The 21,675-nt window shown below is 37.9% G+C and carries 17 protein-coding genes and 2 pseudogenes; 3 read left to right on the forward strand and 16 right to left on the reverse strand.

The window, feature by feature from the left end; genetic code table 11:
* The first annotated feature begins 126 nt into the window (after nt 1–126).
* Nucleotides 127–729: a GNAT family N-acetyltransferase gene (locus ACE3RB_RS01650; protein ID WP_374462587.1), complete on the forward strand. Its 603-nt coding sequence runs from the start codon at nt 127–129 to the stop codon at nt 727–729.
* Between the two features lie 88 nt (nt 730–817).
* Here the strand turns inward: ACE3RB_RS01650 and ACE3RB_RS01655 are convergent, their stop codons facing one another.
* The 3 genes from ACE3RB_RS01655 to ACE3RB_RS01665 all read right to left on the reverse strand — a co-directional run bounded on the left by ACE3RB_RS01655 (nt 818) and on the right by ACE3RB_RS01665 (nt 3,756).
* Nucleotides 818–1,798 carry a T9SS type A sorting domain-containing protein gene (locus ACE3RB_RS01655; RefSeq protein ID WP_374462588.1) on the reverse strand — a complete coding sequence of 327 codons (981 nt, stop codon included), beginning with the start codon at nt 1,796–1,798 and terminating at the stop codon, nt 818–820.
* Between the two features lie 171 nt (nt 1,799–1,969).
* Nucleotides 1,970–2,884, reverse strand: a complete 915-nt coding sequence (locus ACE3RB_RS01660) for a helix-turn-helix domain-containing protein (RefSeq protein ID WP_374462589.1) — start codon at nt 2,882–2,884, stop codon at nt 1,970–1,972.
* Nucleotides 2,885–2,958: 74 nt separating this feature from the next.
* Nucleotides 2,959–3,756, reverse strand: coding sequence for an SDR family oxidoreductase (locus ACE3RB_RS01665; protein ID WP_374462590.1), 798 nt, complete (start codon nt 3,754–3,756; stop codon nt 2,959–2,961).
* Between the two features lie 133 nt (nt 3,757–3,889).
* Here ACE3RB_RS01665 and ACE3RB_RS01670 point away from each other — a divergent pair, with 133 nt between their 5' ends.
* Nucleotides 3,890–7,231, forward strand: a complete 3,342-nt coding sequence (locus ACE3RB_RS01670; protein WP_374462591.1) for a DEAD/DEAH box helicase — start codon at nt 3,890–3,892, stop codon at nt 7,229–7,231.
* Between the two features lie 388 nt (nt 7,232–7,619).
* On the opposite strand, the pseudogene ACE3RB_RS01675 reads toward ACE3RB_RS01670, so the two are convergent.
* The 4 genes and pseudogenes from ACE3RB_RS01675 to ACE3RB_RS01690 all read right to left on the reverse strand — a co-directional run bounded on the left by ACE3RB_RS01675 (nt 7,620) and on the right by ACE3RB_RS01690 (nt 10,872).
* A pseudogene (locus ACE3RB_RS01675) lies at nt 7,620–8,794 on the reverse strand (acetyl-CoA C-acyltransferase).
* 155 nt (nt 8,795–8,949) lie between these two features.
* Nucleotides 8,950–9,450: an endonuclease V gene (locus ACE3RB_RS01680; RefSeq protein WP_374462592.1), complete on the reverse strand. Its 501-nt coding sequence runs from the start codon at nt 9,448–9,450 to the stop codon at nt 8,950–8,952.
* Nucleotides 9,451–9,460: 10 nt separating this feature from the next.
* The gene (locus tag ACE3RB_RS01685) at nt 9,461–9,823 is read right to left on the reverse strand and encodes a VOC family protein (protein WP_374462593.1); all 363 of its coding nucleotides are present in this window, start codon (nt 9,821–9,823) and stop codon (nt 9,461–9,463) included.
* A gap of 8 nt (nt 9,824–9,831) precedes the next feature.
* Entirely contained in the window at nt 9,832–10,872 is a 1,041-nt protein-coding gene (locus ACE3RB_RS01690; protein WP_374462594.1) for a M28 family metallopeptidase, read from the reverse strand.
* 204 nt (nt 10,873–11,076) lie between these two features.
* On the opposite strand from ACE3RB_RS01690, the pseudogene ACE3RB_RS01695 reads away from it, so the two are divergent.
* Nucleotides 11,077–12,171, forward strand: a pseudogene (locus tag ACE3RB_RS01695) (aminotransferase class I/II-fold pyridoxal phosphate-dependent enzyme).
* Nucleotides 12,172–12,294: 123 nt separating this feature from the next.
* Here the strand turns inward: ACE3RB_RS01695 and ACE3RB_RS01700 are convergent.
* The 9 genes from ACE3RB_RS01700 to ACE3RB_RS01740 all read right to left on the reverse strand — a co-directional run bounded on the left by ACE3RB_RS01700 (nt 12,295) and on the right by ACE3RB_RS01740 (nt 21,618).
* Nucleotides 12,295–15,021: a sodium-translocating pyrophosphatase gene (locus ACE3RB_RS01700; protein ID WP_374462595.1), complete on the reverse strand. Its 2,727-nt coding sequence runs from the start codon at nt 15,019–15,021 to the stop codon at nt 12,295–12,297.
* Between the two features lie 281 nt (nt 15,022–15,302).
* Nucleotides 15,303–15,914: an inorganic pyrophosphatase gene (locus ACE3RB_RS01705; RefSeq protein ID WP_374462596.1), complete on the reverse strand. Its 612-nt coding sequence runs from the start codon at nt 15,912–15,914 to the stop codon at nt 15,303–15,305.
* Between the two features lie 17 nt (nt 15,915–15,931).
* Complete coding sequence (locus ACE3RB_RS01710) at nt 15,932–16,444, reverse strand: hypothetical protein (RefSeq protein WP_374462597.1); 513 nt, start codon at nt 16,442–16,444, stop codon at nt 15,932–15,934.
* Nucleotides 16,445–16,468: 24 nt separating this feature from the next.
* Nucleotides 16,469–17,644, reverse strand: a complete 1,176-nt coding sequence (locus ACE3RB_RS01715) for a hypothetical protein (protein ID WP_374462598.1) — start codon at nt 17,642–17,644, stop codon at nt 16,469–16,471.
* 85 nt (nt 17,645–17,729) lie between these two features.
* Entirely contained in the window at nt 17,730–18,626 is an 897-nt protein-coding gene (locus ACE3RB_RS01720) for a phytanoyl-CoA dioxygenase family protein (RefSeq protein WP_374462600.1), read from the reverse strand.
* 109 nt (nt 18,627–18,735) lie between these two features.
* Nucleotides 18,736–19,650 carry a hypothetical protein gene (locus tag ACE3RB_RS01725; protein WP_374462601.1) on the reverse strand — a complete coding sequence of 305 codons (915 nt, stop codon included), beginning with the start codon at nt 19,648–19,650 and terminating at the stop codon, nt 18,736–18,738.
* Nucleotides 19,647–20,324: a DNA repair protein RadC gene (radC, locus tag ACE3RB_RS01730; RefSeq protein ID WP_374462602.1), complete on the reverse strand. Its 678-nt coding sequence runs from the start codon at nt 20,322–20,324 to the stop codon at nt 19,647–19,649. The genes ACE3RB_RS01725 and radC overlap by 4 nt, the downstream gene beginning before the upstream one ends.
* A 30-nt stretch (nt 20,325–20,354) precedes the next feature.
* Entirely contained in the window at nt 20,355–20,933 is a 579-nt protein-coding gene (locus ACE3RB_RS01735) for a murein L,D-transpeptidase catalytic domain-containing protein (protein WP_374462603.1), read from the reverse strand.
* A gap of 16 nt (nt 20,934–20,949) precedes the next feature.
* Nucleotides 20,950–21,618, reverse strand: a complete 669-nt coding sequence (locus ACE3RB_RS01740) for an ABC transporter ATP-binding protein (RefSeq protein ID WP_374462604.1) — start codon at nt 21,616–21,618, stop codon at nt 20,950–20,952.
* Nucleotides 21,619–21,675: the final 57 nt, after the last annotated feature.

Here is a 21,675-nt window from a genome sequence, read left to right on the forward strand (position 1 = left end):
TTTTGTCATTTTTACGTTCCATTTTAACCAATAAAGAATAAACCACCTGGTGTTATGGCAAAATATCATTTTACTTGATCCTCAGATCTTCAATTTTCATTAAATTCGTTTCACAAAAAATAAACCATGAAAGAGAAATGGATTCCCTATCCAACGATTTTAGAAGGAACAGCAATTGAACTGGTACCTCTTGAAAAAGAACACTTTGAAGAATTATATATTGCCGCTGCAGATAAAGAACTTTGGGAACTGCTTCCTGCAGACTACTCAGACAGAACTGTATTTCATAAAACCTATGAGTTTGCCCTTAGTGAAAGAGAAACCGGAAATCAATACCCGTTTGTAATACGTCATAAAGAAACTCAGAAACTGATTGGCTCTACACGTTTTTTTGAAATTTATCCTGCAGATAAAAAACTGGAAATCGGATGGACATGGATTACAAAAGAGTTCTGGGGAACATCCATCAATCCTGAATGTAAATTGTTGCTTTTGACCTTCTGTTTTGAAATTCTCAAAACCAACAGAGTACAATTAAGGACAAAAGATAATAATTTCAGGTCAAGAAAGGCCATTGAAAAGATTGGCGGTGTATTTGAAGGTATTTTACGAAAAGACAAGGTATCAAGTGATGGAACCACAAGAAATGCTGCCTATTACAGTATTATCGATGATGAATGGAATGATGCGAAGCTTAAAATCGAAAGACTGATCCATGAAAAACAATAAAGTCCATACATAACAAAAGACAGTATGAATCTACTCCAATGGAGACATCATACTGCCACTTTATAAAGGCTTTAAAACTGATTCCCTGCTATTTTTTGATAATCTTCTTTGAAACGGAACCGCCGCCCTTCAATTCCCCATGCAGAATATATACTCCTTTCGGAAGGCTGGAAATATTGACAACTTTAGAATTCTCTGCTGTTAAAACCGTTTTACCATCTAACGATGTCACTGTTATTTTGCTGATATCTTCTTTAGAGCTTAATGTAATGAAATCGACCCCTGGATTCGGATAAACGGATACCTCTTTATGTCGGGTTTCCGGATCGGCGGTAGACAAAGTAACCGTTTCAGGATAAGAAACACTTTTTACAACGCTTGTATTCCCGTTGATGGTAAAAGTATTAATGGCAAAATTAAATACAATCCCTGCACTCTGGCTTACCCACATATAAGATTCATTGGTATAGTTGAAAGGCCCTGGTGTCTGCGTAGCTGTCCTCATTCTTTTTATTCTAAGAACGTTCGGGTAAGTTCCCGTAGGAGTCGTAATGGTTCCATAGGCATCCACAGTATATTCTACCTGTCCTGTTTCTGCCCCGTTAGATACTCCTCCTGAAGTGATATTGATCTGATAAGTATCTGTAAACTGCTGCAGATAGGTAACCGGAAAATTAAAGTTAATTAAAGGATCCGAATAAGCCATCAGCATATCTCCCGTATTGGCATAAGTGCCAAGCATTACATCCTGTGTATCAGATATGGAAGTAAAATCGTAGACGTCAGAAAGGGTCGGCTTGGTTATCCTGTTAGCCGTCGGAAACCTGAAACAGTTGGTTTCACCCGGGCAGGCTTTTGTAGTGTTTGTATTGGCATTGGGAGCTGCATAGGCAGAAAAATCCCATGTGACATTTGCTCCGGAAGGACCTGCAGTCACTGTAGGTGCAACATCTCCTGCTCTGAACGTATAGGGTATATTGACCCTGTCAACAGCAGCTCTCGTCACGGAAGGCTGAGCATACGCTATAATTCCTGCAACAAGAAATAAAACAGAATTTAGCTTTTTCATATTGTTTTGTTTAAAATTTGGCTATAACAAATGTATTTTTAGTTTCAAAAGCTATCAATCCTGAAAAAAAAGTATTTTTATCTACCTGAAATCAGGTATTTTTTACATCAACATAAATCATTATTTTCTGTGAACAAAAAAACACCCGGTGCCCGGCCGGGTGATATAGTTTTAATTGAATGATTGTCTGTAACTCAGAGGTGTTTTATCCGTTTTCTTTTTAAACAGCTTATTGAATGACTGCGGATGCTCAAATCCGAGTGCATAGGCTACCTCTGATACGGAGAAAGCTGTAGTGGTAAGATATTCTTTTGCCTTTTCAATCAGTTTTTCATGAATGTGCTGCTGAGCATTCAGCCCGGTAAGATTACGGAGCATATCACTCAGGTAATGAGGTGATAAATTCAGCGTGGAAGCCAGAAATTCAACTGTAGGAAGTCCCTTGTTCAGCGTTTCCTGCTTATTAAAATAATCTTCCAGCACAGTATCCATTTTCGTCAGTAAATCATGACTGACAGCCTTTCTTGTGATAAACTGTCTTTTATAAAAGCGATTGCTGTAATTGAGAAGCACTTCAATATAAGAAATGATAACATCCTGGCTTACTTCATCAATCGCTGTATTCAGCTCATATCTGATGTTATCCAGAAGTCCTGTTATTGTTGTTTTTTCCAGATCGGAAAGATGAAGAGCCTCATTGGTATCATAAGAAAAGAAACCGAAGTTCTTAATGTTCCTGGCGAGAGGATAACTTCTGATAAAATCAGGATGTACAAGTAAAGTATAACCGGAATATTCAGCATTCTCATCGGTTGAAAGAACCTGCCCCGGAGCCGTAAACATCATTCCTCCTTCATTGAAATCATAATATCCCTGTCCATAACCCATTTTTCCGGTGGTAGAATATTTATAGGAAATTTTATAAAAATCCAGAATAAAACTTCTCTTAAGCATCTCTTTATTAACCTTCATTTCTGTATTGTCTACAAGGCTTACCAACGGATGAAGAGGTTTGGGGAGCTGCAGTATGTCATGCAGTTCCGATATGGATGAAATTTTCTGAGGGGCGTTGTCTTTCTTTTCCATGATATAAAATTATAAATTATTAGAGGAAAAGACAGTATAAATGTGATTTACTTTATACTGTCTTTAAGTTTTGATTACATAAACTGCTTACGGAATTCTTCTCTGAAAGCTTCGTCGCCAAGTTCAATACGCTGTGCATATAATGCTTTTGCATCCTCACCGGCAACGTATCTCAACTGTTTTTTACCATCTGTAGCAGCTTCATATACCACTTCTGCAATCTGCTCCGGTGTAGAAGCAGTTTCCATCATCTCTCCCATCTTAGAAAACAGGGAATTCGTCATTTCATCATAAGCCGGAGTGGATGCTGAATCCAGGGAACGGCTTACAAAATCTGTTTTGATACCTCCCGGAGACACGGTTTTAATATCTATACCAAATGGATTAAGCTCAAACGCAAGGCTTTCACTCCAGCCTTCCAGTGCCCATTTGGTTGCATGATAAGTAGAACCTAACGGAAAAGCAATCAGCCCCCCAATCGAAGTGGTGGAAATAAACATTCCATTCTTTTTCTCTCTGAAATAAGGAATAAATGCCTGGGTTACCCTGATAACACCTAATAAATTAGTGTCCAGCTGTTTTACGATCTGATCATCAGAAAGCGCTTCCAAAGGTCCTATAAGTCCATATCCTGCATTATTGTAAACCACATCAATGTCTCCCAGCTCAAGGGCCTGCTTAACGGTTGATTTGATCTGCTCCGGTTTGGTAACGTCCAGCGGAAGTACAGTTACATTTTCCAGAGCAGCAAGATCAGCCGCCGCTTCAGGGTTTCTCATAGTAGCGATTACCTTCCATCCTTTGTTTTGAAATAATTGGGCAGTTGCTTTTCCTAATCCTGTAGAAGCACCTGTTATAAAAATTGTTTTCATTTTTTTCTTGTTTTAAAATTACATGACAAAGTTCTGCAATGGAAGAAATCCTGAAGTTGCCAAAATGGGGTAAGCTGTAGCCAAAACGGATAGGAAATAGATTTGTTTTTTGTAAGTTTGCCCTATCAATTTTATGGCAGAATATATTCTTGACAACGTCAATATCAGTACACTTTCCGTATACGACCTGCTGAAACATATCTCAGACAGCACATTTATCGGGATCAGGGATTTTCGGGAAATTTACCCCGTTGCCATTGAAAAAAACACTGCAATATTTACAAAGCAGTCTTCTTTATATGACTTCCCGATGGTAAGCATTACCAGAATCGGCAGTTCATTGCTCTGCTCCTGCACCTGTGACAATGAAAAGGAGCAGCTTTGCACTCATCAGGCAGAAATTATCCACTGTATCATAGAAGATAAAAATTACCAACTGTTTTTCGATGATGTGCTCCGTAAAAAGACCTTTCTTCCCAAAGCAAAAGGATATGGTCTTGAAAACGAAGCAGATCTGGACCAGTATTTTGAACTGCAATATACTGACGGCAGAGTTGAGGTAGTTTCCAAAATAAAGGAAATGCTGCCTGTAGATGATGTCATCTTAAAAAAGGATCTGCTGCCTCAGTTTTCTTCAAAGCTGGATGAACTTGCTGTTCAGGAAACGGCTAAAAAACAAATCCTGGTAATGGGTAAACACAGGTATTATAACCATCTGACCTTTTCGCTGATGGAAGCAGAAACTACACAGTCAGGAAAGATAAAAAATCCGGTTTCCCCTGTTGATGCCATGCAGCTGATATGGAAAGCAGAAAAACCTGCAGATATTAAGTTTTATACAGCCATTACTTCCTTCCAGAACAACTACAATGAAGATTACAATCCGGCAGAACTGGAAGCTTTAAAGCTCATTGTACAGAACCCTCTGGAACTGGAAGTCTATTATCATGACCGGGAAATCGCAGAAACGGTTTCTGCAAAATCACTTTTCAAGGTTGAATTAAATACTTTAGATGCCGAGGTACAATTATCTGTATTTAAGAAAGATCCGTTTTACGAAATAACAGGAAACCTGCAATTCAACGATGTATCTGTCCCTTTTAAAAATGTTATTCTTAGAAATGAATATTTTGTATATAACCGCAACATTTTCAGCTTTGTAGATGATCCGGACATGCTCAAAATCATAAGGTTTTTTAAGGCTAATAATGAGATTTTACTGGTTCATGCTTCGAAATACGAGGCATTTATGCAGAACATACTCTCAACTATCGAAGAACGTATCCACATCAATTACAGCTATATACAACCTGCAACAGAAGTACAGCTTGAAGATAAAAATTATCAGGTTGAAAAAGTCATTTATCTTCGCCAGCAGGAAAATTATATAGGAATTACACCGGTGATGAAATATGGTGACATCGAAGTTCCGGTGTATTCAAGAAAGCAGATTTTTGATACTGATCAGAATGGCAATCCATTTAAAATAGAAAGAAACGAATCAGCTGAAGCCCGTTTTACCTCCCTGGTTATGCAGCAGCATCCTGATTTTGAGGAACAGATGGACGGATATCAGTATTTTTACCTTCACAGAGATAAGTTCCTGGATAACAACTGGTTTCTTGATGCTTTCGAGACCTGGCGAAATAAAGGAATTACCATACTTGGTTTTAACGAATTAAAAAACAATAAATTAAACGCCCACCGGGCTAAAATCAATATTCAGATCACCAGCGGACTGGATTGGTTTAATGCCAAATTAAAAGTAGGATTTGGCCCTAAAGAAGCCTCCTTAAAACAACTTCACCGTGCGATCCGGAACAAGAGTAAATTCGTGCAGCTAGATGACGGCAGCATGGGTATTCTCCCTGAAGAATGGATGGAAAAGATATCCGCCTATTTCCGGGCAGGAGAAATTGATGAAGAAATCCTGAAAATTCCGAAAATCAATTTTACGGAAGTGACATCGCTGTTTGAAAAAGAAATCCTGAGCAAAGAAGTTCAGGAAGAACTGACCTCCTATTCTGCAAAGTTTTCAAAAGTAAAGAATATTCCGGAAACAGCTATTCCTGCTGAACTGAAAGCAGAACTCAGGGATTACCAGCATGACGGACTGAACTGGCTCAACTTTCTGGATGATTTCAACTTTGGCGGGTGCCTTGCAGATGACATGGGGCTTGGAAAAACGATCCAGATTATTGCTTTCATTCTTTCCCAGAGAGAAAAAAGAGGCCACACCACCAATTTGATTGTGGTTCCCACTTCCCTGCTGTTCAACTGGCAGGAAGAGATCAGCAGATTTGCACCTTCTGTAAAAGTCCTGCTTCATTATGGCGCTGACAGGCCGAAAACTACGGCTCATATGTCCGGCTATGAAGTAGTTCTCACCACCTACGGAATGTTGCTTTCAGACATTAAGTTTCTGAAAGGTTTTAATTTCAATTATGTATTTCTGGATGAATCCCAGGTAATTAAAAATCCGAATTCAGAAAGATATAAAGCCGCCCGTCTGCTTCAATCACGAAACAGGATTGTTCTGACAGGTACTCCAGTTGAAAACAGTACTTTTGACCTTTACAGCCAGCTTTCTTTTGCCTGTCCCGGATTGTTGGGTAGCAAGCAGTATTTTAAAGATATTTATGCCATTCCCATTGATAAGTTTGAATACAGCAAACGCGCTATCGAGCTTCAGCAAAAAATAAAACCTTTCATCCTCAGAAGAACGAAGAAACAGGTTGCCAAAGAGCTTCCGGAGAAGACGGAAACAGTCATTTACTGTGAAATGAATACGGAACAGCGCAAAATCTACGACGCTTATGAAAAAGAGCTCCGTGAATTTGTTGCAGCCAATGATGACGATGACCTGAATAAAAACAGTATGCACGTTCTTACAGGGCTTACAAGGCTCAGACAGATCTGTAATTCACCTGTTTTGATGAAAGAGGGATATTCCGGTGAAAATGCCGTTAAAATTGAAATTCTGACGGAACAGATCCTTGGAAAGTCAAAAGATCATAAAATCCTTGTTTTCTCGCAGTTTGTCGGAATGCTGGACCTGATAAAGGCAGAATTGGAGCACCACAATATCGGGTATGAATATTTAACAGGGCAGACGAAAGACAGAGGAGAAAAGGTTGCACATTTTCAGAACAATGAAAATATCCGTGTATTTCTGATCAGTTTAAAGGCTGGCGGTGTTGGTCTTAATCTTACCCAGGCTGATTATATCTATCTTGTAGATCCATGGTGGAATCCTGCAGCTGAAAATCAGGCCATTGACCGCAGTTACCGTATAGGACAGACCAAAAATGTAATTGCTGTACGGATGATCTGTTCCAATACCGTTGAAGAAAAGATTCTTACGCTTCAGAAAAAGAAAAAGCAACTGGCTCAGAATCTCCTCACTACCGATGGAAAGAAACTTCAGGGACTGTCTAAGCAGGATCTCATGGATTTACTTGGATCCGGTTCATAATACGCATCTTTCATAGCTTAACAGAAGTCTTTACAGTTTTTTAAGAATAAAACCGACAGGTAAAAGACCTGTCGATAAAAAAACAAAAATTGATATGGATATGATTTAGATATGATGTGTCTGCTGTACTATTTTTTCTGAATTCCTTGCTGCGTTACTGAAGAAGGCTTTAAAAATGATTATTTATTTTTCCTGAGGCAAATTTATATTTATTTAGAATTAATAAAAATAATAGCATGATGATATTTATCATTCAATGAAAAATAACTTCATATAATTATAAAAAAACATTCTTAACAGCAGATAATCAATATAAATAAACAGACCCATCCTGAATTGATTCAAGAAAGGCCTGTTCTATATAATAGTCATCTAAGTATTAAACTGTTTAGCTCATATTCTCAATAAGAACTGCAGAAGCACCACCTCCTCCATTACAGATGGCAGCTATACCATATCTTCCTTTTTCCTGACGAAGTACATTGACGAGAGTGGTAACGATTCTTGCTCCTGAAGCACCAATAGGATGTCCCAAAGCAACTGCTCCACCATATACATTCACCTTGTTCAGATCGTACCCCAGGATCTGCTGGTTGGACAAGATGACTGAGGAATAAGCCTCATTAATTTCAAAGTAATCAATATCGGATAGAGTGAGCCCCGTCTGTTGCAGGATTTTCTGAATCGCTACAGACGGAGAAGTGGTAAACCATTCCGGAGCCTGGGCTGCATCTGCATAAGCACAATTCTGGCCAACGGATTCAGATGATGATGTTCAAGGGCTTCTTTAGACGCTAACAGCAATGCTGCGGCTCCGTCGTTCAGATTACTGGAGTTGGCAGCGGTGAGTGTTCCGTCTGCTTCAAATGCAGGTTTCAGGAGAGAAATTTTCTCCGGAATCAATTTATCGATATCTTCATCTTTATCAACAGTTGTTGTTCCTTTTTTCCCTTCCACCGATATTGTGATCAGTTCATTATTAAACTTTCCGGTTTTTGCAGCGTCCTGAGCTCTCTTATATGAAAGCAGTGCATAATCATCAAGCTGTTGTCTTGTTAATCCATACTTTTTCACACCTAATTCTGCTGCACTTCCCATGTGAAAATCATTATAGACGTCCCACAACCCATCTTTTATCAATCCATCCGTGAGGCTGGTATCTCCCAACTTGTTTCCCTGTCGTAATTTGACGTAATGCGGAACATTGCTCATACTTTCCATTCCTCCTGTCATGACGATATTCTCCAATCCAAGCTGAATCTGCTGGGCACCCATCATGGCTGATTTCATTCCGGATGCGCAAACCTTGTTGATTGTTGTGGCGTCTTTATCAACAGGAATTCCTGCAAAAATTGCAGCCTGTCTTGCCGGTGATTGCCCAAGTCCTACACTCAGTACATTTCCCATATACACACTGTCTATATGCTCCGGAGTAAGCCCAAGGCTTTCAAAGCTGTTCTTTATGGCAATAGCCCCAAGCTGAGGAGCTGTAAAGCCGGAAAGACTTCCCGTAAAACCACCAACAGGGGTTCGTTTTGCTGCTACTATAAATACTTCTTTCATAGATTTCACTTTTACTATATACCGATCAGTATATTTTAATTTAAAAAAATCCCTTTTATCTGCAAGGGAACTTAACAAAGATAATAAAAATATACCGATTGGTATATTAAAAATACAGAAAAAATCTTACTTGTAAGGGTAAGATTTTAAACTTTTTATGCTCTACTCAGCTGGTCCAGCTTTTTCAGCAGTGTTGGTATTCTGTAATTGCCATGCATTTTCTCTACCATGCATTTAACTTCATCTATATCAATTCCTCTGGCGGTAACAAAAAGCGGTGTTTTGCTATCTCCACGGAATACACTTCTGCGTTGGGAATCCGGTGTTGTGAATTCATTTTTTGCCACTCCAACGATAGGACATTTTATTTCCAATGCTTCATAAAGATGTCCTCCCAGTCCTATTTTTCCGTCATTATCCAAAGTGACATATCCGTCAACAATGATAATATCTTCGGGTCTTAATACTATTTTTTTCAGCAGACTTAAAATACAGGGTAATTCTCTTTTGTAAAAGGCTCCACTTTCATATTCCGAACTTACAGGTGTTTGTTCTATAAAGGTTTCCACTTCTTTTTCAGATGTCCAGTCTTCAAATGCAATACATACGGTATTGGCATAATCTTCATAGTAGTAGGTATCAAATGCGTAAATCATATTTCCTTTCTTAAAAAAACTCACCGAAATGCCACAAAATCCCTGATGGATCATGTACAAAACATTCTTTCCCCCAATCCATTGTTCTTACGGGAGTAAGCTTCACATTTTCATATTTATCTGTAAGTCTCAAAGACAAAAGCTCTCTCCAGAAGTCATCCGTGCTGGCAACTTCCATAAAAACCATTGTATTGTCAACCCAGTCTTTTGTATAATAATCCTGAAGATAAAAACCTATTTCTTCTCTTATAAACAGGGATAATTTTGGCTCCAGAACAATTTCTTCAAATCCCAGATCTCTGTAAAAGTTTCTGCTGATCTCAAAGTCCTGTGCACCGATAAAAGGTCTGATAGATTTCAATCTTGGTATCATATGCCTGATTATTTTCTGTCCACCATCAGCCTTTCTTTCCTGTTGGCAATATCCCATGCTGTAGTAAAAATAAGCTGGGTTCTTTTCTCCAGCAACTGATAATCAATCTTTTCAGGGTCATCTGTTGGTTTATGATAGTCTTCATGAATACCATCAAAGAAAAATGCTACAGGAATATTATGCTTGGCAAAATTATAGTGGTCTGAACGGTAATACAATTGTTCAGGATCGTTCAAATCATCATATTTATAATTCAGTTCCAGATTGTTGGTTCTTTTATTTGCTGCTTCATTAATTACTTTAAGCTGAGAACTTAACATATCAGAACCAATTACATACACATACTGTTTTCCCCTGTTGGCAGGATCATCACGTCCTATCATATCTATATTAAGATCAACAATGGTATTGGCTAATGGAAAAACAGGATTTTCTGAATAATATTCTGAGCCAAACAACCCATGCTCTTCTCCGGTAACATGCAGGAACAAAACAGATCTTTTAGGTCCCTTTCCTGATTTTTTAGCCTGCTGGAATGCTTTGGCAATTTCCATTACGGCAACCGTTCCGCTTCCGTCATCGTCTGCCCCGTTGTATACTACTCCGTTTTTGGTACCTACGTGATCATAGTGTGCAGAGACAACCACAATTTCCTCAGGTTTTTCACTGCCCTCGATAAAGGCAAGAATATTTTCGGAATCAGGAAGGTTTCCTCCCCCTCTTTTTTTCATAAATTCAGACGGAACCTTCTGATAGTAAGAATTTAATGCTTTAGGTGCTGAAATGCCCAGATTTTTATAGTAATCAACGATATACTCACCCGCTTTTTTCTGTCCTTTGCTTCCCGTGTCACGCCCCTCCATATCATCTGCTGCAATTACATACAGATTTTTCTTCAGGTCATCAGCATTAATCACTTCATACGCTTTGTTAAATGCTCTGTTATGTTTTGTTGAAACAGGATGTGAAGCGTTTCCGTCAGATATTTTTGCCGTTCCGCAACTGGTCATTATCGCCATTACAAATAACGGAATAAGTATTTTTTTCATAAAGAATAAATTTCTTAAAAATAACAATTTTTATGGAATAGCACTATAATTAATCATATTGCAAAATAATAAACGACTCATTATGAATTTAACAACACATTAGCTTAAAAAATAATTTGGTATTAAAATTTTATTATATTTGATTAAAAGACAAAATAGGTGGATAAAATTTACGGATTTACGCATTACTCCTTTTTTACGGAAATGTCTGAACTGGCAGCCAGACACGGAAGCTTTGACCTTTCTCTTGGACTTCCCGATTTTGATATTGATGAACGCCTAAAGGTGTTTTTAAAAGAAGCAGCAGATGAACAGACTCACCACTATGAACCTCTTGCAGGAAATCCGCTGCTGATTGAGAGTATTATCCGTTTCAACGCAAAAAGAACCCATAAAATTTCTGTTACCACCAGTGAAGTTACCGTTGTTCCATGTGCAACCTTTGCTTTATATACCTCCCTCAAATCTGTTCTTAATCAGAATGATGAAGTTATCATCATTCAGCCGTCTTATTATACCTACGGACCTGCCGTTGTCATGAATGGAGGAATTCCTGTGTATTATGATCTTGAAGAAGACTTTACAATCAACTGGGACTTGTTTAAAAACTGCATTACTGAAAAAACAAAAGCAGTCATTGTCAATTCTCCCCAGAACCCAACCGGAAAAGTATGGACAAAGGAAGACTGGTAGCAGTTATATGAACTGATTAAAGACCGGGATATCTATTTGATTTCCGAAGAAATATATGATACGTACTGCTACAATGAAACGGAACATTACAGTTCGTTTATTCATCCAGGACTCAGGGAAAAAACCTTCTGTATTTTTTCTTTCGGCAAAATGTTTCATACTTCCGGGTGGAAAGTAAGCTATATGCTCACTTCTGAAGCTTTAACAAAGAAATTTCGATGCCATCAACAGTATATTTCCTACGGCGCCAATGCTCCGGCTCAATATGCCATCGCACAATATCTTGACGTATTTGATCCGAATATCAATAAAAAGTTCATGCAGAAGAAAAGAGATATTTTTAATGACATGATTAAAGAAACACCACTTCAGATTGAACAATTGGCGGAAGGAAGCGTTTTCCAGGTTGTAAATTTCAGGAACATTTCTAAAAGTATGACGGATGTAGAATTTTCCAAGTGGCTGACGGTTGAAAAAAAGGTATCCTGTCTTCCACTTTCGGCTTTTTACAATTCAAGACAGAATTCGGATTATGTAAGGTTCAGTTTTGCTAAAAAGGATGAACTGATTATTCAGGCACTGGAATATTTGAGAAAGAACCTTTAATCATTTCACATATTTGTTTTTTCCCGCAGATCACACAGATTCTTTCTTGACATAAATGACAAACAGATATGATAAAAAAAGCACCGCCACAGCGATGCTTTCCTATTTATTTTAATATTGATTCTAAAGAGCCAGAACTCTTACATCAATTCTTCTGTTCTTTGCTTTACACTCATCTGTATCATTAGCTTCACATACAGGATGCTGAGATCCGTAGCCTTCTGCTTCTATTCTATCTCCTGAAATCCCTAACTCAAGTAATTTAAGTTTGGCAGTTTGGGCTCTTAGATTAGATAGACTAAGATTGCTTTCTTCATTCCCGCTGTTATCTGTATAGCCTCCTAATTTTATTTTAAGATCAGGATAAGCATTTAAAATTTCAGCCAAATTGTTTAACTGAAGTTCATAACCTGGTTTTAAATCGCTTGAACCTGTTTCAAAATAAAGATTTTCTATTGTATACCATTTGTTAGGATCCAGGGCAGATTTATCTTTTTGTTTAACCACATTATACAGCTGATAAAGCTGGCTTCCGTCTCCGATAGCAATTGTTTTTCCTCCCTCCAGTTTTATTTTCTGAATATTTCCCGTTTCATACACAAAGTCCCCGTTTTCATTAAGATGTCCCTGAATCTGGCCGGGAACAACCTGAACTGCTTTGGAATCACTAACGACAGCAGCACCTGACACTCCGGTAAGGCTTTCAATCTTTGCTCTTCTGTTGGCTTCAATTTTATCTTTATGCAATACTGCCAGAGTAGGCGCAATGACCAAAGAAACAATTGACATTAATTTGATCAGGATATTCATAGACGGCCCTGATGTATCTTTAAACGGATCTCCTACCGTATCTCCGGTTACGGAAGCTTTATGAGGCTCTGAGCCCTTGTAATACGTTTGTCCGTTGATGTCCACTCCCTTTTCAAATGATTTTTTGGCATTATCCCATGCACCTCCGGCATTATTCTGGAACATTCCCATCAACACTCCGCATACAGTGGCACCTGCCAGGAATCCTCCCAAAACCTCAGGTCCGAAAATAAACCCAATAAGCAAAGGTGAAATGATGGCTATCGCACCGGGAAGCATCATTTTTCTGATGGATGCATCTGTAGAAATAGCAACACATTTTTCGTATTCAGGCTGTGCTTTTCCCTCCAGAATTCCGGGAATTTCGCGGAACTGTCTCCTTACTTCCTCTACCATCGCCATAGCCGCCTGCCCAACTGCAGTGATTGCCAATGATGAGAAAATAAAAGGAATCATTCCGCCAACAAATAGTCCTGCCAGAACGTCTGCTCTGTAAATGTCAATACCGTCAATTCCTGCAATTCCTACAAAAGCTGCAAATAGGGCTAATGCAGTTAAAGCTGCTGAAGCAATGGCAAATCCTTTTCCGGTAGCAGCCGTTGTATTTCCTACAGCATCCAGAATATCTGTTTTTTCACGTACCTCTTTAGGAAGCTCACTCATTTCAGCGATCCCTCCTGCATTATCTGCAATAGGACCAAATGCATCAATGGCAAGCTGCATGGCTGTAGTAGCCATCATTCCGGCTGCTGCAATAGCTACTCCGTAAAGTCCCGCACAGAGATAAGAACCATAGATCCCTCCAGCCAGTACAATAATCGGAAGCAAGGTAGATTCCATACCAACGGATAGCCCTCCGATGATATTGGTTGCATGACCGGTAGAAGACTGTCTCACAATACTGGAAACCGGTCTTTTACCCATTGCTGTATAATATTCTGTAATGATACTCATTAAGGTTCCTACAACCAACCCGACCATTATCGCTCCGAACACTCCCATTTTAGTAAATTCATGGCCTCTGAGAACCATTTTTTCCGGAAGGATATAAGTTACCAGAAAGTAAGACGCAATGGCAGTAATCACAATACTCCCCCAGTTTCCAAGGTTGAGTGCATTCTGTACACTGGAAGTGGATGAACCTTCATTATCATTTACTTTTACAAATAAAGTACCGATCATTGAAAATATAATTCCTGTTCCTGCAATGAGCATCGGCAAAAGAATCGGGGCAAAACCTCCGAAAGCATCATCAGAAACTGTTTCTCTTCCTAATACCATGGTGGCTAAAACCGTTGCCACATAAGATCCGAAAAGGTCAGCTCCCATCCCTGCTACATCTCCTACATTGTCTCCTACGTTATCTGCAATGGTTGCAGGATTTCTGGGGTCATCTTCCGGGATTCCGGCTTCAACTTTTCCTACAAGGTCAGCCCCTACGTCTGCCGCTTTCGTATAAATACCACCACCCACTCTTGCAAAAAGCGCTATGGATTCTGCACCAAGAGAAAATCCGGTGAGAATTTCAATGGTTCTTTCCATTTCATGGGAATCTACTGTGGCCTCCGGGGCAAAAATCTGTTTAATAATCAGAAATAAAGCTCCCAGACCTAAAACAGCAAGTCCGGCAACTCCCATTCCCATTACTGAACCTCCGGTAAAGGAGACTTTAAGAGCTTTAGAAAGTGAAGTCCTTGCCGCTTCTGCCGTCCTGACATTGGCTTTGGTAGCAATTTTCATCCCGATAAAGCCTGCGCATGCTGAGAATATGGCACCTACCACAAAGGCAATTCCGATGCTCCAGTGTGAATTGGCATTGGTTGAGCCCATCACTGCCAACAGAATGGCGACTATTACTACAAAGTACGTTAAGATTTTGTATTCAGCTTTTAGAAAAGCCATTGCACCGTCTGCAATATGGCCGCTGATTGTTTTCATTTTTTCATTTCCGGCATTCTGTTTATTGACCCAGCTGCTCTGAAGAAATGTATAAAGCAAAGCTACGACACCAAAAATTGGCACTAACACAAATAGATCCATAGTTTAATATTTTTTTGGTAATAGAAAATTAAATATAATAAATAATTACCATCAAAGCATTAAAAAATTTAACAGTATGATGCGTATCTGCAAAAAAAACAGAAGAGCAGAGATGGCGTACCCATAATTAAAACCTGTAAAAAATGGAGTTAAATAGGGCTCAGAAGAATATTTGAACGGGAAATAAGAAAACTTCACATTCTGTTCGCAATGACTTATTCAACAGAAAAGGATAAACAGCTTGCTGTTTATCCTTTTTATTGTATTGAATTAAGAGAATTTTATCCTCCGAATTTGTCTGCATAATCTATTTGAGAAGCTTTAATCACTTTTCTTGCATGCTCTGCACCGTAAACTTCCTGAATTCTACACTTTGCCGGTTCATCCGGTAGGTTTTTGTACGTAAGGAAATAGTGCATCAATCTTTTCACTTCTGCTTCAGGTAATTCAGCAATATCTCTGAAATGTCCGAAAGCATGGTCATTGATCATTACTGCAACAATTTTATCGTCAGCTTCACCTCCGTCAATCATTTTGAAACCTCCGATTGGAATAGCTTCCATCAACAGACCTCCGGCGTGGATATTGTGAGAACTTAAAACACAAATATCAAGCGGGTCATGATCTCCCATTGTAACATCATCAGCTCCGGCTTCCACAGCAAGTTTCATCACTTCTTTATCACAGTATGTTCTTGGAACAAACCCATACAAAGCAGGGATAATGTTAGAAAATTTCTGCGGCCTGTCTACCTTTAAATATCCTGTTTCTTTATCTACTTCATATTTAATAGTATCTGAAGGAACAATTTCCACAAATACTTTTACAACATTTGGCGCATCTTCTCCTGCAGAAATTCCGTGCCATGGATGTGCTTTAAAATTTGGAATCATTATTTATCTGTTATTTTTTAAGTTATTATTAAAATTTCTTTTCTTAAATCTTCTATTGTTTCGGCAACATAGTCGTTGCCTTCCATATAATTCATGATGAAAACCGTTTTGAATTCATCCAGCTGAACCTCTCCCTTCAATCCATCGTAAGTTTTATGAAGCAGTTCAATGATTGCATTTTTTGAATCTACGATATTCTTCCATGAATTTTTTGTAATGTATAACTGCTGGGATGAGTTATATTCAAACTCTTCATTGATTGCCTTTTCTGTAAGGAAAATAAACTCATGAACGGCCAGCCCTCTGTCAAATCTCTGAATAAGGTTTGAAGGTTTAATCCTGTCCAGAAACAATGTCATTCTTTCATAAGAATGTGCTTTGTTCTCTGAATTTGATTTCACGGTAAGCAGTTTGATTTCCTGGTTTTTAAGCGTAATATATGAGTGTACAAATTGTCTGAGCAAAACCAGAAAAGGAATTGCAATAATCAATGCAAATGCATATGGTAGATATCCTGAGAGACTCGTCATAATTTTAGACTGCAAAATTACTAATTATTTTCCGTCTTCTAAAGAGTTTTTAAAGATATCCACTTTAGAAATCTGTATATAGATCAAAGAGAGAATAATGATAAGATAAAAGCCAACCATCATCCTGTTTACCAGAGCCGGAAAAATCAGAAATCTCAACATAACAGTTCCATAAATAACAGCAAAAAACAAGACCCGGGCCTGATTTTTTTTATTGCGGAATGAAAAATGACTGGCCAGAATGACCACTATAAAAATTAACAGAACCGGAAAATAGGAAGTGTTAAATTCCAGCATTATTTTACTCTTGATAAAATGAATATAATCTGAAAAGGAAAACGGATCAGGTTGTGAAACGGGATAAATCTGAACTTTCGTAAACTGATTCATAAAAAGCGTAGACCACGACACCTGATTAAAAGCTTGTATCAAAAAGAAGGAAAGAAACAAATATCCGTATGATATCAAAAACGGCGCTGTTTTAATCTGAAACCTATCTCTGTACAAGTAAATAAAGCCATACAGGAATGAATAAAAAATAAAATATTCCGGTCTTGTAAGCACGCATAGCATACCTAATATACCTGCCCAGAAAAGATTCTTCCTCATTAAAAAAATATAGAAGCTGAGAAGCAACAGCAGACATGATAAAGAGTCTGCAGAAACATGCCGGGCAGATTCCGGCAAAGGTTTGAACATTGAAATTAAAATAGTGAGGATAAAGGCAAGCGGATAATTTTTCAGGATCCTTATTAAAAAACTAAAAATCAGAATAAGAATACATGCATAAGAAATAGCCGAAATTAAAGAGATCGAGGCAGAAGCACTGAAACCAAGTTTAAAGAATGACCAGCTGATAAAGTTATAGAAAGGCTTTACCACAAAAAGCTGCAGCTCTTCTTCGTAGGCTTTGGGATTCTGCGAAATGATTTTATAGTATGTACTCTCCCCTTTTGCTATTTCTTCAACCATTGGATCAACAGGACCAAGCCCGGCAAAATCAGGATTCTTTTCCCTCAGTTCATCATATACCTTCTTATGAATATCTTCAATTTTCATATCAGGATATTCCGTTTTATAAATCAGCCCCATATAGGCTTCCATATCAGTATTGTAATAATGGTTGGTATACAGATAGTATGACATGAAGCATACATAGATTGAAAAGATAAAAACAAGAATACCATTCTTTTTTTCCATATACTGATATTATATGAATACAAATGTAAAAAAACTATCTTTTAATCTGTATTCTCATGAAAAGCTTACGAAAGGGTCACTTATACTAGAGTTCAAACAGAGCCGGTCTTTGTGTCACTTCGTGATAGCAGACACTGTTTTCATCAAAGAAGTGGTAGACAAGGCTTTTTCTGGTTCTGTTTTTATCTGTGTGAGGTTCTCCGCCATGAAGAATATTGGCATGCCAGATTAATAAATCTCCTTTTTTTGCTTTAAATATTTCTTTTTTTAATCCTAATTCTTTTACCTTTTCCTCAAGGAAAGTTTCATAAGCTCTGTAGCTTTTCTTGCCGATCTTGAAAGCAGTGCCTTCATTATCATAATCAGAATTCAGGAAATAAGGAAGTTTATGGCTTTTGGGAATATAATGCAAAGCTCCGTTGCTTTCATCAACATCTTCCAGAGCAATCCAGACTCCAAGCAGTCCTCCCAACGGATAAGTAGTCATGTGGATGCTGTCTGAGTGAGTTTTCTGCTGGCTTCCGTTGATAAAATTGATGCTTTGAAAAAGTTTGGATTTTCCGTCCAGTAAAACAGATAAAAAATCTAACAGTTCCGAATCACTTCCTATATTTTTAATGATTTCCGAATGGTGAATGGCAAACATCAGCTTTCCTCCGTAAATAAACTTCAAAGTCCCGTCTTTCATCAGTTTATCAATTTCAAAATTGATCTGATCTGCCGTTTCCGGAGTAAGGAAATTCCTCAGGATCATATACCCGTTATCGTCGTACTGAAGAGCACTTTCTTTGTTTTCTTCAGAAAGCTTATTAAAAAAAGGAGTTTCCTTAAGCTTTGCATAATCTAACGTCCTTTCACTGGCCGGCAGGTGGGCAAAATCTTTACTGGAAATGCTTGAGAAATAGCTCTTATTGATTCCGTATTTTTTATACAATGGAATATTATGCTTTAATTTACTCTTTTTAAAAAGATTATAAAGCATATATGATAATTTGTACTGACGAATCTGTTGTAACATAACTGTTTTACTAAGGATTTTATAAAGTTACGGATTATTACTTAATTAGAACCAATCTAAACAATGCTTTTCATCATAAAAAAGACTTTCCTCTCAGGATAAGATAGCCCAGCTTTTTAAAAAGATTTGTTTTTGAATTCTCAATAATACCATAAGGTCTCAACTCGGGACGGAATCCCCTGAAAAATTCTTCAATATTGGGAAGCTCTCCTCCTTCAAAATCAAAAATATGTGTTTCAATGTTTTCTTTAATGAGATGATCAATCAATACAGATGCTCCCGATAACTTCACATAGTTTTTATCATTGAAATTACCTAAAAGCGCTACCATATTGCAGTCTGAATAAGTAGCAATTACATTGATGATCTTATGCTGATAGTAAAAAGCGGTAAACTTAAGATATCCTGACTTATAAAAGCTTTCAAAAATTCTCATGAATTCAGGCAGATCATGGTTTTTGTTCAATCCTATTGTGTTGGATTCAATAAAAGCTTTTGCTTTCTCATAAGGAATTGTTTTGATTTCAGAATCTTTTAAAACAGCTTCATCTAACCGAAGTTTTCTTTTTCTTTTGGGTGAATATTTTGCGTACACTTTCTCATAAGCATCAGGATACAATAAAAAATTCTTTTTGATTCTGATCTTCGTACGAAGCTGATTGACATCATTGAATGGATACGCGCGGATCATGTAATTCTTTTCAAGATATTCCAAAAAAGCTTCATTAAGGTCCACATTATCTTTACCGGAAAAAACACCAAGCTGCTGGCAAAGCTTAGGATTATGTACAATTTTCATCCCATATTTTCTTACAAAAGGAACAGGCATTACTGCTTCGTAATCTTTGTAAACAAGAATTTCCCAGGGCATTGTAGAAGTAGTATCTAAAAAATGCTTTGTAGCAGAATATTTTCTTTGTTCGGAATTTTCTAAACATTGAGCATATTTTACAAAGTCAATTTCATGGTATTTTAATCTTCTAATCATAATAATCCTGAGTCCGAGAAACTAAAATAGGAATTCTGCGTAACAATAATATGGTCCAAAAGCTGGATACTTAAGGTATTTCCGGCTTCTTTTATTTTCTGTGTGATATTGATATCTTCCCTGCTTGGTTTTAAGCTTCCGGAGGGATGATTGTGTGCAATGATAATTCCTGTTGAAAAATGATCCAGAGCTCCTTTATAAAGTGTTCTTACATCTACAATAGACTGGCTGATCCCACCCTGCGTAAGTTGGGAGATATGAATCACTTTATTACTGTTGTTCAGGAAAATTGCCCAGAACTCTTCTGTCCGCAGATCGGAAAGCTGGTTTCTAAGAACTGCATAAGCATCATGACTGTTACCTATGATCGTTTTTTCAGGAATTTCCTGTACAGCTCTTCTCCTGCCGATTTCCAGGGCTGAAATGATTGAAATAGCTTTTGTCTCTCCAATTCCTTTAAATTTCATCAGATCCTGAACGGAAAGCAAGCTTAACTGATGCCAGCTGTTACCAACAGAGTTTAAGATCTTTCGTGCCAGTTCTATGGCATTTTCTTCCCTATTTCCACTTCCCATGATGATCGCGAGCAGCTCAGAATCAGAAAGTGAGCTTTTGCCTTTCTGCAAAAACTTTTCTCTGGGTCTGTCATCTTCTGCAAGAAATTTTATAGCCATGGAAAAAATTATGAAATAAGATATTATGAATTAATAAAATGCATATAAGATCATCGGTTTCTTAGACTGATCAATGTATTTAGCCGTTTCTTTAAAAGCATTTACCGAAAGCATGGGACAGCCTAAGCTCAGACATACCGGGGTCTGGGATTCCATATCGGGGACGCATCCGTAAGAATGAAGAACAATAGCCCTCTGCATGGCATTATTGTTGGTAGAGTCCAGCCCTATCAACCGATAGACTTTGCCAAACTTTCCTACATAGCTTTCTCCAATGGCATATTTACCCAGCGATGACTGATAAGATCCTTCAGTATTACTGAATTTTAAAGCGTCTGATTTTGGAATAACAGAACCTGAGCCATGGGATACAACAGCCTGTTGTACAATCCTGTTGTTTTTCAGGTTATAAATGAAATAACGGTATTTCCCGGAAGGTATTTTAAAATTGATAAAAACAGCCATTTCCTGATTATACTCTTTCCCTTTAATATAATTCTTAATTTCCGAAATTCTTGCCTGAGGCACGCCCGGTGAATTCAACTGCCGGTGCTCAGCCTTTGAACGGGAAATTACAATTAAAAAAAGAAAAATAAAGTGTTTCATCATCCGGTTTTATATACTTTTATTCTATGATCATTCCATCTTTCATGACGAGCTTGCGGTCAGTAATTTCTGCAAGATTCGGGTTGTGGGTAACGATCACAAATGTTTGATTGTATTTGTCTCTGAGATCAAAAAACAATCTGTGAAGGTCATCCGCATTCTTGGAATCCAGGTTACCTGTTGGCTCATCTGCAAAAATAATTTTTGGTGAATTGATTAAAGCTCTCGCTACTGCCACCCTTTGTGCTTCTCCACCGGAAAGCTGGTTAGGTTTATGATTCAGTCTCTGTTCTATCTTTAAATCTTCAAATAAAGCATAAGCCTTTTCAATAGCTTCTCTCTCATTAGCCCCGGCAATTTTTGTCGGAAGCAATACGTTTTCCAGAGCGGTAAACTCCGGAAGGAGCTGATGAAACTGAAATACAAAGCCGATATTCTGATTTCTAAATTTTGATAACTGTTTATCATTCATATTGATAAATGATTCTCCTGCTATTTCAATTTCAGTATCATACTTACCAGACTGGGTCGGATGATCCAGCGTTCCTAAAATCTGCAGCAATGTAGACTTACCTGCTCCTGATTCTCCTACAATAGAAACCACCTCTCCTATTTTGATATGAATATCAACTCCTTTCAGTACCTCTAAATTCCCATAAGATTTATGGATATTTCTTGCTTTAATCATGATTCAAAAATAGTGAATTGCCTGCAAATAAAAAACCGCTTTTTGAACCTGTTTATA

It is taken from the genome of Chryseobacterium sp. (assembly GCF_041914225.1).
Taxonomy (GTDB): domain Bacteria; phylum Bacteroidota; class Bacteroidia; order Flavobacteriales; family Weeksellaceae; genus Chryseobacterium.